Here is a 12,110-nt window from a genome sequence, read left to right as displayed (position 1 = left end):
GGGTGGATGACAGTTCGATGAAACCGGGGCTTGCCCGATTCAGGTCGCTGCCAGCATCGCTTCCGCGCTGGAAACGCGGAACTCGCCCGGCGCCTCCACGTGCAGCTGGCGCACCACGCCATCCTCGGCATACAGCGCGAAGCGGCGCGCGCGCAGGCCCATGCCGTAGCCAGTGCCGTCCAGTTCCAGCCCCAGCGCACGGGTGAAGGCGGCATTGCCGTCGGCGATCATCAGCAAGTCGTGCGGCACGTGTTGCGCAGCGGCCCAGGCCTGCATCACGTAGGCGTCATTGACCGACAGGCAGATCACGTCGATGCCGCGCTCGCGGAAGTCGTGGTAGTGCGCCACGTAGCCGGGCAGGTGCCGGTTCGAGCAGGTAGGCGTGAACGCGCCCGGTACCGCGAACAGCACCACCTTGCGGTTGGCGAACAGCTCGCTGGTGCGGGCTTCGCGAATGCCGTCACCGACGAGGCGCACTTCGACGTCAGGCAGGGTTTGTCCGATCTGGATGCTCATGGGGTGTGTCCTACGGATGTGAATGGCCGTCCAGGCGATTGGCCTGGTTCGGGCAGCCCTGGCCGGAAACCACGGCGACCACCGCCTGGTCGCGCGTTTCCACGCGCCGTGCGTAACAGCTGCCCAGCGAATCGCTGAAGTGGTACGACTGCTGCCCATGTTGCCCGTGCGAGCCGGTGATGGCCGTGCCGCCGGCGTTGAAGTCGGTGTTGCTGTGGCTGAGCAGATGGTTGTCCAGCGTCGACCAGAAGGCCACGCGGTCGCCTTCCGTGCGCTGGCGCTTGCCCAGGTAGCCTTGCTGCACGGTGATGTCGGCGATGAAGTCGCCGCTGGCGTGAACTTGCTTGTGGATGTCGATCAGCAGCGGGTATTCGAGGCGATGCTGGCGCTGCACCGTGCCGCTGCCGGTGGTGCTGGCGACTATATCGAGCACCTGCGCGCGCATGACTATGCGTTGGTCGTAGGTGTCCTGCGTCGGATGGTCGAAGCGCTGGCGGTTGGCGAAGCTGGAGCGATGTTCGACGCGTGTGGCGACCTTGCCGCGCGAGGTCTGCAGCTCGCCGGCGATCACGTAGTTGCTGTCCTGCAGGGTGTCGACCTCGCCATGCAGCGTGCCGCCGGCACCGTGCTCGAAGTGACGCTGCACGCGTGCTTGCAGGCTGTCCTGCTGCGTCGCCAGCGTGTTCTGCGTGAGCTTGCCGGTGAGCACCTCGCGGCCGTGGTCGCGCCAGGCCAGCAGGTTGGCGGCGAGGCTGAAGAAGTCGTGCGCGCCGAGCACGCGCACCGCCACGGTGTGCGGTTTGCCGTCGTCCAGCAGTGCGGCGAAGGGCGTCAAGTCCATGCGGTATGGCGTGAAATTGAGCGTCTGGATGTCCGGCGTCGGCCGCCACAGGTTCGGATCCACGCCACCGGTGTAGGTCCACGGATAGACCGGCGCGCGGCCGGCCGGCTGGCCGTCGATGCTCACGGCCACTTCGCGGTAGTTGCCGCCGCCGCACTGTTCCAGCGGGTCGCCGGCGTTCGGCGGGCCCAGCGAGAACTCGCGCGTGGGTTCCACGTCGGTGTCGTCGATGCACATGTACCACTGTTCGTCCACGGCCTGGCTCTGCGCGATCAGGTCCAGCGCCACGCGCTCGACGTTGCGCGGCAGGGTGAAGATGCGCGACAGCGTCTGCTTGTCGTCCTGCACGTCGACCGGATGGCCGCCGCTGTCGCCGACCAGGCCGAGCGCCAGGTCGGCAGGCGGTTCGAGGTGGTTGTCCGATGTTGCCGGGTAGAACACCAGCCGCGCACTGCCGTGGATCACGCTGTCGCGCTTGCCGCCAACCCAGTTGTTGAGGATGACCTGGCCGTGCCCGGCAGCGCGGAACAGGCTGGCGTAGTCGGTGACGTCGCGTTCGACGTGCCAGTGCGGCGCGACCTTGGCACTCGGTTCCTGCGTGGTGCCGTAATAGAGGTTCACGCCACCGAGCCACAGGCTGGCCGTGCGGTCGTACTGGCGCCCGGCGTCCACCGAGAAATCCGCTTCCAGCACCACCTTGGCCCACGGCCCGGCGCACTGCGCGGGCGGCGTGTAGGTCCAGTCGCGTGGCTTGGCCTCGCGCGAAGTGGATTCGCCGTGGTCGTCGAACGCGACATCGGCATACAGGTTCGCGACGCAGGGCGTGCCGGCGGGGCGCGGCACGGGCGCATCGGCGATGGCCACGCCGCGGTCGCCTGCCGCGGGTGCCGGCGTCGATGTCTGCGCCGCAGCGAGTGCCGCAGGCAGGGCCAGTGCCAGGGCAAGGCCCGGTCGGATCGGGTGGCGCATGCAGGTCATTCCGCGCGTGCTTCGAACATGAACCGCAAGCATGCACCCGATTGCGCCGGCTGGCGAGGGATTGCGCGCGCCGCCTTGAATCGGAAACCGCCGTACCTATCTGTGCGGGCAGGCGGCGACGTGCCGCAATCCAATCGAGGAGTTTCACGATGAGCCTGAATCATCATGTGGTGTGGGGCCTGCCGCGCGACGCGCGGGTGTTTCGGCAGGCGTTCGACGGCTTCGCGGAGTCCGGCGAAGGCCAGGGCGGCGATGCTGCCGCGTGGTCGCCGCGCGTGGACGTGCACGAGGAAGCCGGACGCTTCGTGATCCGTGCCGACGTGCCCGGCGTCGATCCGGCGGGCATCGAGGTGAGCATGGAGAAGAACGTGCTTTCGATCCGGGGCGAGCGCGTGGCCGAGCAGGCCGATGCGCCCGTCTGCTCGCGGCAGGAGCGTCCGCATGGCGCCTTCCTGCGCCGCTTCACGCTGCCCGACAACGCGGATGCCGAGCGCATCACCGCCAGCAATCGCCACGGCGTGCTGGAGATCGCGATACCGAAGAAGGCCGAGAGTGCGCCGCGCCGCATCGTGATCGATACTGCCCACTGAGCGACATGCGGCTTGCGAGTGCGGCCCGTGGCGGACGATGATCCGCCACGGGCCGTTTGGCGTTGATGCAATCGGTGCGAAGGAGTGGCGGTGGAAACCAAAGACTATTACGAGATCCTGGGCGTGAAGCCCGGGGCCAGCGAGGCGGAGATCAAGACCGCCTACCGCAAGCTCGCACGCAAGTACCATCCGGACAAGAACAAGGAAGCGGGCGCCGAGGAGAAGTTCAAGGAGGCGAACGAGGCGCAGGAGGTGCTGCTCGATCCCGAGAAGCGCCGTACCTACGACCAGTGGCGGGCCGGCGGCTACCGCGGCGGCGAGCAGTTCCGGCCAGGAGCGGGGCAGGGGCAGCCCTTCGACTTCGGCGGCGAAGGCGACTTCAGCGATTTCTTCGAGAACCTGTTCGGCAACCGCGGCGCCGGTGCCCAGCGCGGCCAGCCGCGCGCGCGCCGCGGCCAGGACGTGCAGGCCAAGGTCACGGTCGATCTGCAGACCGCGTTCGACGGCGGCCGCACGCGGGTATCCCTGCACGACGGTCGTGGCGAGGAGCGCGTGCTGGAAGTGAAGATCCCCGCCGGCATCCAGCCGGGCCAATCGATCCGGCTGGCGGGACAGGGTCATCCCGGCCATGGTGGCGGCCCGAACGGCGACCTGCTGCTGGAAATCGGCATCCGCGACAACCCGCGCTTCAAGCTGGATGGCCGCGACGTGCTGCATGTGCTGCCGATCAGCCCGTGGGAGGCGGCGCTGGGCGCCACGGTGCCGGTGCCGACCCTGGCCGGTACGGTGGAGCTGCGCATTCCCGCGGGTTCGCAATCGGGGCGCAAGCTGCGCCTGAAGGGACGCGGCATGCCGGGGGCGCAGCCCGGCGACCAGTTCGTGGAGTTGTCGATACGCGCACCGGCGGTGGGCAACGACAAGCAGCGCGCGGCCTACGAGGCCCTGCAAAAGCAGTTCGCGGACTACGATCCCCGCCATTGAGCGGTGGCGCAGCGGCCGCATGACGAAAATGGCGCCGTGAGGCGCCATTTTCGTGGGCGGACGCGAAAGCGCATGCTCAGGCCGGCAGCAGTTCCTTCAAGGTGGCGATTAGTTCGTCCTCCTTGATCGGCTTGGTGACGTAGGCCTTGGCGCCCTGGCGCATGCCCCACACCTTGTCGGTTTCCTGGTCCTTGGTGGTCACCAGCACCACCGGGATGTGCGCGGTGGCAGCATCCTTGCTGATCGTGCGGGTGGCCTGGAAGCCGTTGAGGTTCGGCATCACCACGTCCATCAGGATCAGGTCGGGGATCTCGCGCTTGGCCACCTCGACGCCGGCGGCGCCGTCTTCGGCGGTGAGGGTCTCGTGACCGAGCTTTTCGACGATGCGCTTCAGGCCCAGCAGCTGCGAGGGCGAGTCGTCGACGATCAGGATGCGTGCCATAAGCCAGTTGTCCCCTTGTTAGCGGTTCGGTGGATTCTATGCCTGTGCCGGCGTGCTTCCAAGGTGCCCGGCGTCAATCGCCGCCCACCTGCACCACGGTGCGGCCGAAGGAATCGCCGGCGAGCATGCGGTCGAACACGTCGGGCAGCTCGCCCAGCGTGGCCTCGCGGGTGGCGATGCGGGCCAGGTGGCGCGGTTTCCAGTCGCCCGCAAGTTGTTGCCAGACGCGTTCGCGCATGGGCCGCGCGGTGCCGGCCGAGGCCACGCCCAGCAGGTTCACGCCGCGGATGATGAAGGGCATCACCGTGCTGTCGAAGGCGATGCCGCCCGCATTGCCGCAGATCGCCACGTTGCCGTAGGGCGCGACCAGCGGCAGCAGGCCGGCCAGCATCGCGCCGCCCACGTTGTCCAGTGCGCCGCCGAAGCGGGCCGAGTCCATCGGCTTGCCGCTGAAGGCGAGCGCGTGGCGGTCGATGCATTCGGCGGCGCCCAGCGACTTCAGGAAGTCGAAGTGGTCGGCCTTGCCGCTGATCGCGTGCACCGCGTAGCCGGCGCGGCTGTAGATGTCGATCGCAAGCTGGCCCACGCCGCCGCTGGCGCCGCTGACGGCGATCGGACCGAGCGCGGGCGTCTGGCCGTTGTCCAGCATGTGCAGCAGGGCCAGCGCGGCGGTGAAGCCGGCGGTGCCGAGGATCATGCTTTCGCGCAGGTCCAGGCCCGCGGGCAGCGGAATGGTCCAGCGCGCGTCCAGCCGCGCGTATTCGGCGTAGCCGCCGTCGCGCGTCTCGGACAGGCCGCTGCCGGTGCACAGCACCGCGTCGCCCTCCCTGAAGGCCGGGTCGGTGGAGGCGACCACGTGGCCGGCCACGTCGATGCCGCCGTTCAACGGCGGCTTGCGCAGGATGCGGCCCTTGCCGGTGCCGGCCAGCGCGTCCTTGTAGTTCACCGAGGAGTAGGCGACCTTGACCAGCACTTCGCCGGGCGTCAGTGCGTCGGTGGGCATGGTTTCGATGCCGGCGCGGTAGCCGGCGTCGTCGTCGTGGATGCGGAAGGCGCGGAAGCTGGTCATGCGGTTGCTCCGGTCAGGCCTTGATGCTGGCAGGGCCGATCACGCGGGCGGCGTTGCCGCCGTTGTAGTTCGCCATCCATTCGAACAACGACGGGATGGCTTCGCCGAACCAGAGGCTGTCGCGCTGGCCGGGCTGCACGAAGCCTTCGGCCACCATGTGGTCGACGGCCGTGCGCAACGGCGCGTAGTAGCCGCGCACGTCGAGGAAGGCACAGGGGTGGCGGTGCAGGCCAAGCTGCGCCCAGGTCAACATCTCGAACATCTCGTCCATCGTGCCGAAGCCGCCGGGCAGGGCGACGAAGGCGTCGGACAGCTCGTACATGCGCGTCTTGCGCTGGTGCATGGTATCCACCACCACCAGCTCGCTGAGGCCCTGGTGCGCCACCTCGCGCTCGACCAGCTGGCGCGGGATCACGCCGATGGCCTTGCCGCCCGCGGCCAGCACCGCGTCGGCCACCGTGCCCATCAGGCCCACCTTGCCGCCGCCGTACACCAGCGCGATGCCGCGCCTGGCCATTTCGGTGCCGAAGGCGCGGGCCTGCTCGGCGTATTCGGGATGCTTGCCGGGGCTGGAGCCGCAGTAGACGCAGAGGGCGGTGGGTTGGGGCATGGCGAAATCACCGAAAGTTTCGGGGCGTCATCCCGGCGGAAGCCGGGATCCAGTGCCTTTGCTGCTGTCTCGCACAAGACGCTGGATTCCGGCTTTCGCCGGAATGACGGCGAAGAAAGCAAACGGCCCGCTCATGTCGCCACGAGCGGGCCGTGGATCCCGTGTCGTCGGCCATGCATGGCCTGCACGGGATAGAGGTCATCCATTCCAGATGGAGCCCGGATCAACGCACATCCCTGTGCTGTCCGGGATGAAGTCATCCTGACTTCAATTGCCCTTGTGGATGGCGCGCTTGTCCACCGACAGCGCCGCCTCGTGCACGGCTTCCGACAGGGTCGGGTGGGCGTGGACGATGCGGGCGAGGTCTTCGGAGGAGCCCTTGAACTCCATCGCCACCACGCACTCGGCGATCAGCTCGGATACGCCCGGGCCAACCATGTGCACGCCGAGGATGCGGTCGGTGTCGGCGTGGGCGAGCATCTTCACCTGGCCCACGGCCTCGTTCATCGCCACGGCGCGGCCGATCGCGGCGAACGGGAAGGTGCCGACCTTGTACGGGATGCCGGCGTCCTTCAGTTCCTTCTCGGTCTTGCCGGCCCAGGCCACTTCCGGCTCGGTGTAGATCACGAAGGGGATGGTGTCGTAGTTGACGTGGCCGGCCTTGCCGGCGATCCACTCGGCCACCGCCACGCCTTCCTCGGAACCCTTGTGCGCCAGCATCGGGCCGCGCACCGCGTCGCCGATCGCCCACACGCCGTCCACGCCGGTGTGGCAGTGCTCGTCGACCAGGATGCGACCGCGCTCGTCCAGCTTCACGCCGGTGTCGTCGGCCAGCAGGCCGGTGCTGTAGGCACGGCGGCCCACGGCCACCAGCAGCTTGTCGACCACCAGTTGCTGCTCGCCGCTCTTGTCGGTGTAGGTGAGGTGCACGCCGTCCTTCTTCACCTCGGCCTTGTTGAGCTTGGCGTCGAGCTTGATGTCCAGGCCCTGCTTGGCGAATTCCTTGGCGGCGAGCTTGGCGATGTCGGCGTCGGCCACCGAGAGGAAGTCCGGCAGCGCCTCGATGATCGTCACTTCCGCGCCCATGCGGCGCCATACGCTGCCCAGCTCGAGGCCGATCACGCCGGCGCCGATCACGCCCAGGCGCTTCGGCACTGCGGTGAAGTCCAGCGCGCCGGCGTTGTCCACGATGTTCTGGCCGTCGAACTTCGCGAACGGCAGCTCGATCGGCACCGAACCCGAGGCGAGGATCACGTTGGTGGCGCTGATCGTCTGCATGCTGCCGTCGGCGGCGGTGATCTCGACCTGGTTGCCCTTCAGCAACTTGCCGGTGCCGAAGTACGGGGTGACCTTGTTCGCCTTGAACAGCTGGCCGATGCCGCCGGTGAACTGCTTGACGATCTTGTCCTTGCGGCCGATGAAGGTGGCCATGTCGACCTTGGCGTCCTTCACGCTGATGCCGTGCACCGGCAGGTTGTGCGCGATGTTCCAGTACTGGCGCGAGGAATCCAGCAGCGCCTTGGACGGGATGCAGCCCACGTTGAGGCAGGTGCCGCCGAGGGCCTGCTTGCCGTCCTTGCCGGTGAAGGCATCCACGCAGGCGGTCTTCAGGCCCAGCTGCGCGGCGCGGATCGCGGCCACATAGCCCGCCGGGCCGGCGCCGATGACGATGACGTCGAATTTGTCGCTCATGTCGTTTCTCGCTTTGTCCCTCTCCCATCGGGAGCGGGTGCCCAAAGGGCGGGTGAGGGTACGGGCGGAGTGAGGCGTTGCGGCGATGCCGTACCCTCACCCCAGCCCCTCTCCCGGAGGGAGAGGGGCTCAGGGCATCAGAGGCCCAGCAGCATGCGCTGCGGGTTCTCGAGCTGGTTCTTGATGTCGACCAGGAACAGCACCGCGTCCTTGCCGTCGATGATGCGGTGGTCGTAGCTGATCGCGATGTACATCATCGGCGCGGCGATCACCTGGCCGTTCTCGACGACCGCGCGCTCCTTGATCGTGTGCATGCCGAGGATGGCGCTCTGCGGCGGGTTGACGATCGGGGTGGAGAGCAGCGAGCCGAAGGTGCCGCCGTTGGTGATGGTGAAGGTGCCGCCCTGCAGGTCGTCCATGGTGAGCTTGCCGGCGCGTGCCTTCACCGCGTAGTCGGCGATGGCCTTCTCGATGTCGGCGAAGCCCATGCTCTCGGCGTTGCGCAGCACCGGGGTGACCAGGCCCTTGTCGGTGGACACCGCGATCGAGATGTCCTGGTAACCGTGGTAGATGATGTCGTTGCCGTCGACCGAGGCGTTGACGATCGGGTGGCGCTTCAATGCCTCGGCGGCCGCCTTGACGAAGAAGCTCATGAAGCCGAGCTTGACGCCGTGTTCCTTCTGGAACTGCTCGCCGAGGTCCTTGCGCATCTTGCTGACCGCGGCGAGGTTCACCTCGTTGAACGAGGTGAGCATGGCGATCGAGTTCTTCGACTGCATCAGGCGCTCGGCGATCTTCGCGCGCATGCGGGTCATGGTCACGCGCTCTTCCGGGCGCGCGCCCTGCGTGGCGACGACCGGCGCAGCCGGTGCGGCGGCGGGACGCGAGCCGGCGTTGACCACGTCCTCCTTGATGATGCGGCCGTCGCGGCCGCTGCCGGCGATGCCGGAGGTATCGACCTTGTTCTCGGTGGCGACGCGCTGGGCGGCCGGCGAGAGCTCGGCGGCGGCAGCCTTGGTCGCGGCGGGAGCGGGCGCAGCGGCAGCCGGCGCGGGAGCGGCTGCCGCCGGGGCAGGAGCTGCGGCAGCTGCGCCTTCCTCGATCACCGCGATCACCTGCTGGCTGTTCACGGTCTCGCCGGCCTGGAACTTGATTTCCTTGAGCACGCCGTCGATCGGCGCCGGCACTTCCAGCACCACCTTGTCGGTTTCCAGGTCGACCAGGTTCTCGTCGCGCTTCACCGCGTCGCCGGCCTTCTTGTGCCAGGTGGCGATGGTGGCGTCGGAGACCGACTCGGGCAGAACGGGGACTTTGACTTCAGTGGACATGGGTTGATCCTGTGGTTTTGCGCCCGGCCATGGGCGCGAAAGTCGAACTGGGTGATTTTATTCTGCCGAGTGGTCGGTGCCGACCGGTGCGACCAGCGCCTGTTCCACCAGCGCGGCCTGCTCGGCCACGTGGTCGTTGAGGTGGCCTGCGGCGGGCGCGGCCGAGCGGGCGCGACCGGCGTACGAGAGGCTCTGCTTGGTGCCCACGCAGGCCTGCAGGTGGTGGCGGATCTGGAACCAGGCGCCCTGGTTCATCGGTTCTTCCTGGCACCACACCACTTCCTTGGCGGAAGGGTATTTCTCCAGTTCGGCCACGACCTCGGCGCGCGGGAACGGGTAGAGCTGCTCCACGCGCACGATGGCGACGTCGTTGGCGCCGCGCTTCTCGGCCTCTTCCAGCAGGTCGTAGTAGACCTTGCCCGCGCACAGCACCACGCGCTTGACCTTCTTCGCCGCCAGCTCGCGATGCTCGGCTATCACCAGCTGGAAGCTGCCGTTGGCCAGCTCGTCCAGCGTGGACACGGCCAGCTTGTGGCGCAGCAGCGACTTGGGCGTCATCACGATCAGCGGCTTGCGCACCGGGCGCAGCATCTGGCGGCGGATCATGTGGAAATCCTGCGCCGGCGTGGTGGGCACGCAGACCTGCATGTTCTCCATCGCGCACAGCTGCAGGAAGCGCTCGAGGCGGGCGGAGGAATGCTCCGGGCCCTGGCCTTCGTAGCCGTGCGGCAGGTACAGCGCCAGGCCGCACAGGCGGTCCCACTTGGCCTCGCCGGAGCTGATGAACTGGTCGATCACCACCTGGGCGCCGTTGGCGAAGTCGCCGAACTGGGCTTCCCAGATGTTGAGCGTGTGCGGGTCGGTGGTGGCGTGGCCGTATTCGAAGGCCATCACCGCCTCCTCGCTGAGCAGCGAGTCGATCACTTCCACGTCCGCGTCGGCGCGCAGCGTGGCCAGCGGCATGAAGGTGTGGCCGTCCTTCTGGTCGTGCAGCACGGCGTGGCGGTGGAAGAAGGTGCCACGGCCGGCGTCCTGGCCCACCAGGCGCAGGTTGTGGCCTTCGTCGATCAGGCTGGCGTAGGCGAGGTTCTCGGCGAAGCCCCAGTCGCCCGGCTGTTCGCCGGCGGCCATCTTGCGGCGGTCGTCGTAGATCTTGGCGACGCGCGACTGCAGCGTGATGTCCTTGGGGATGTCCAGGATGCGCTTGGCCAGCGCGACCAGCTTCGCCTTCGGCACGCTGGTGTCGGCCGGGGTGGAGAGCTTGTTGCCGAGGAAGCGGCTCCAGTCCACCTCGACGTCCTTGGTCAGCGACGGGTGCAGCTCGGTCATCGCCGAGCCGGCCTCGAGGCGGTCGCGGTAGGCGTCGAACTGCTTCTGCGCGTCGCCCTCGGCCAGCACGCCCTGCTGCACCAGCGCGCGCGAGTACAGCTCACGCGTGGTCGGCAGTTTCTTGATGACCTGGTACATCACCGGCTGCGTGGCGGAGGGTTCGTCGGCCTCGTTGTGGCCGTGGCGGCGGTAGCAGACCAGGTCGATCACCACGTCCTTGCGGAACTGCTTGCGGAAGTCGTAGGCGAGGCGGGTGACCTGGATCACCGCTTCCGGGTCGTCGCCGTTCACGTGCCACACCGGCGCGTTGACCATCTTGGCCAGGTCGGTGCAGTACAGCGTGGAGCGTGCGTCCTGCGGGTTGGAGGTGGTGAAGCCCACCTGGTTGTTCACCACGATGTGCAGGGTGCCGCCGACCTTGAAGCCGCGGGCCTGCGACATGTTGAACAGCTCCATGTTCACGCCCTGGCCGGCCATCGCCGCATCGCCGTGGATCAGCACGGGGAAGGCGGTGGTGCGGTCGTTGTCCTTGCGGCGCACCTGGCGCGCATGCACGGAACCGGCCACCACCGGGTTGACGATTTCCAGGTGCGAGGGGTTGAACGCCAGCGCCACGTGGGTGCCGCCCTGCGGCGTGCGCACGTCGGCGGAGAAGCCCATGTGGTACTTCACGTCGCCGGAGTGGGCGCCGTCGTCGTGGTCGTTGTGCTCGAACTTGCCCTCGAACTCGTTGAACAGGGTCTTCGGCGGCTTGCCGAGGATGTTCACCAGCACGTTGAGGCGGCCGCGGTGGGCCATGCCGATCACCACGTCCTTGATGCCGTTGTCGCCGGCGGCGCGTACCACGTCGTCGATCATCGGGATCAGGCTGTCACCGCCTTCCAGCGAGAAGCGCTTCTGGCCCACGTATTTCGTGTGGAGGTAGCGCTCCAGGCCTTCCGCGGCGGTGAGGCCGTCGAGCACGCGCTGCTTGCCGGCCTTGTCCAGCCCGGCGCTGCCGTTGGCCTGCTCCAGGTGCGAGTAGATCCAGTTGCGCTGCGCGTGGTCGGAGATGTGCATGAACTCCGTGCCCACCGTGCCGGTGTACACCTTCTTCAGGCGTGCCAGCAGTTCGCGCAGCTTCATGCGCTGGCCGCCGCCGGCGAAGTTGCCGCAGTCGAATTCGGTGTCGAGGTCGGCGTCCGTGAGGCCGTGGAAGGCAAGGCCGAGGTCCGGCGCTTCCATCTTGTGGGCCAGGCCCAGCGGATCGAGGTTGGCTGCGAGGTGGCCGCGCGAGCGGTAGGCGGTCAGCAGGCGCAGCACGCCGGCTTGCTTGCGTGCGTGTTCGTCGTTGCCCGGTGCGGCTGCCACGACATGGCGCTGCTTCTGTGCCGCCTCGATGCGCGCGATGGCGCCGCCGTGGGGGACGTCGCCGGCCTCGCGGCCCCTGAACGTCTCGAAATACTTGCTCCACTCGGCGGGCACCGACGCGGGATCGGTGAGCCAGGAGTCGTACAGGGATTCGACGTAATCGGCGTTGCCGCCAGCGAGTTGGGAAGATTCGAAGAACTCGCGGATCAGGTTTGTACTCACGTCACCACCGGCAGGGGAAGGGAGGCTTGCGGCGATCTCGGGGGCAGGGATCGTCGGCGAAAAATGTTGTTAATTATAGACCCGGGCTGCTGCGACGCGGCAACCCGGAAACGGCCCGATTCGACCAATGGCGACCAAAAGCGGATGGCCATGGGCCGAGCG

10 protein-coding genes are annotated in these 12,110 nt (G+C 67.9%); 2 read left to right on the top strand and 8 right to left on the bottom strand.

Annotated features, from left to right (window positions below; genetic code table 11):
- Nucleotides 1-39 precede the first annotated feature (39 nt).
- Together IHE47_RS14040 and IHE47_RS14035 are read right to left on the bottom strand one after the other, a co-directional pair.
- Nucleotides 40-516, bottom strand: a complete 477-nt coding sequence (locus IHE47_RS14040) for a peroxiredoxin (RefSeq protein WP_192106857.1) — start codon at nucleotides 514-516, stop codon at nucleotides 40-42.
- A 10-nt stretch (nucleotides 517-526) separates the two neighbouring features.
- Entirely contained in the window at nucleotides 527-2,326 is a 1,800-nt protein-coding gene (locus IHE47_RS14035; RefSeq protein WP_192106856.1) for a peptide-N4-asparagine amidase, read from the bottom strand.
- A 158-nt stretch (nucleotides 2,327-2,484) separates the two neighbouring features.
- On the opposite strand from IHE47_RS14035, the gene IHE47_RS14030 reads away from it, so the two are divergent.
- Both IHE47_RS14030 and IHE47_RS14025 read left to right on the top strand, forming a co-directional pair.
- Entirely contained in the window at nucleotides 2,485-2,925 is a 441-nt protein-coding gene (locus tag IHE47_RS14030; RefSeq protein WP_192106854.1) for an Hsp20/alpha crystallin family protein, read from the top strand.
- Nucleotides 2,926-3,015: 90 nt separating this feature from the next.
- Nucleotides 3,016-3,906 (top strand): DnaJ C-terminal domain-containing protein, encoded by an 891-nt coding sequence (locus IHE47_RS14025; protein ID WP_192106852.1) that lies wholly within the window; start codon nucleotides 3,016-3,018, stop codon nucleotides 3,904-3,906.
- A 76-nt stretch (nucleotides 3,907-3,982) separates the two neighbouring features.
- Here the strand turns inward: IHE47_RS14025 and pilH are convergent, their stop codons facing one another.
- The 6 genes from pilH to IHE47_RS13995 all read right to left on the bottom strand — a co-directional run bounded on the left by pilH (nucleotide 3,983) and on the right by IHE47_RS13995 (nucleotide 11,948).
- On the bottom strand, nucleotides 3,983-4,348 hold the full coding sequence (gene pilH / locus IHE47_RS14020; RefSeq protein WP_192106842.1) for a twitching motility response regulator PilH: 366 nt from the start codon (nucleotides 4,346-4,348) through the stop codon (nucleotides 3,983-3,985).
- A 73-nt stretch (nucleotides 4,349-4,421) separates the two neighbouring features.
- Nucleotides 4,422-5,417: an acryloyl-CoA reductase gene (locus IHE47_RS14015; protein ID WP_192106833.1), complete on the bottom strand. Its 996-nt coding sequence runs from the start codon at nucleotides 5,415-5,417 to the stop codon at nucleotides 4,422-4,424.
- Nucleotides 5,418-5,430: 13 nt separating this feature from the next.
- Nucleotides 5,431-6,027: a TIGR00730 family Rossman fold protein gene (locus IHE47_RS14010; protein ID WP_192106831.1), complete on the bottom strand. Its 597-nt coding sequence runs from the start codon at nucleotides 6,025-6,027 to the stop codon at nucleotides 5,431-5,433.
- Nucleotides 6,028-6,294: 267 nt separating this feature from the next.
- Nucleotides 6,295-7,719: a dihydrolipoyl dehydrogenase gene (gene lpdA, locus IHE47_RS14005; protein WP_192106829.1), complete on the bottom strand. Its 1,425-nt coding sequence runs from the start codon at nucleotides 7,717-7,719 to the stop codon at nucleotides 6,295-6,297.
- 137 nt (nucleotides 7,720-7,856) lie between these two features.
- Nucleotides 7,857-9,047, bottom strand: coding sequence for a 2-oxoglutarate dehydrogenase complex dihydrolipoyllysine-residue succinyltransferase (gene odhB, locus IHE47_RS14000; RefSeq protein WP_192106827.1), 1,191 nt, complete (start codon nucleotides 9,045-9,047; stop codon nucleotides 7,857-7,859).
- Between the two features lie 57 nt (nucleotides 9,048-9,104).
- Nucleotides 9,105-11,948: a 2-oxoglutarate dehydrogenase E1 component gene (locus IHE47_RS13995; RefSeq protein ID WP_192106825.1), complete on the bottom strand. Its 2,844-nt coding sequence runs from the start codon at nucleotides 11,946-11,948 to the stop codon at nucleotides 9,105-9,107.
- Between the last annotated feature and the right edge of the window lie 162 nt (nucleotides 11,949-12,110).

The sequence above is a fragment of the Rhodanobacter sp. DHB23 genome, from assembly GCF_014842975.1.
GTDB lineage: Bacteria > Pseudomonadota > Gammaproteobacteria > Xanthomonadales > Rhodanobacteraceae > Rhodanobacter_A.
This window is presented reverse-complemented; position numbering and strand designations above follow the sequence as displayed.

Bases quoted from the DNA above. Each gene is read 5' to 3' on its own strand.
- IHE47_RS14040 (WP_192106857.1), bottom strand. From the start codon at position 516: ATGAGCATCCAGATCGGACAAACCCTGCCTGACGTCGAAGTGCGCCTC.
- IHE47_RS14035 (WP_192106856.1), bottom strand. From the start codon at position 2,326: ATGCGCCACCCGATCCGACCGGGCCTTGCCCTGGCACTGGCCCTGCCT.
- IHE47_RS14030 (WP_192106854.1), top strand. From the start codon at position 2,485: ATGAGCCTGAATCATCATGTGGTGTGGGGCCTGCCGCGCGACGCGCGG.
- pilH (WP_192106842.1), bottom strand. From the start codon at position 4,348: ATGGCACGCATCCTGATCGTCGACGACTCGCCCTCGCAGCTGCTGGGC.
- IHE47_RS14015 (WP_192106833.1), bottom strand. From the start codon at position 5,417: ATGACCAGCTTCCGCGCCTTCCGCATCCACGACGACGACGCCGGCTAC.
- IHE47_RS14010 (WP_192106831.1), bottom strand. From the start codon at position 6,027: ATGCCCCAACCCACCGCCCTCTGCGTCTACTGCGGCTCCAGCCCCGGC.
- lpdA (WP_192106829.1), bottom strand. From the start codon at position 7,719: ATGAGCGACAAATTCGACGTCATCGTCATCGGCGCCGGCCCGGCGGGC.
- odhB (WP_192106827.1), bottom strand. From the start codon at position 9,047: ATGTCCACTGAAGTCAAAGTCCCCGTTCTGCCCGAGTCGGTCTCCGAC.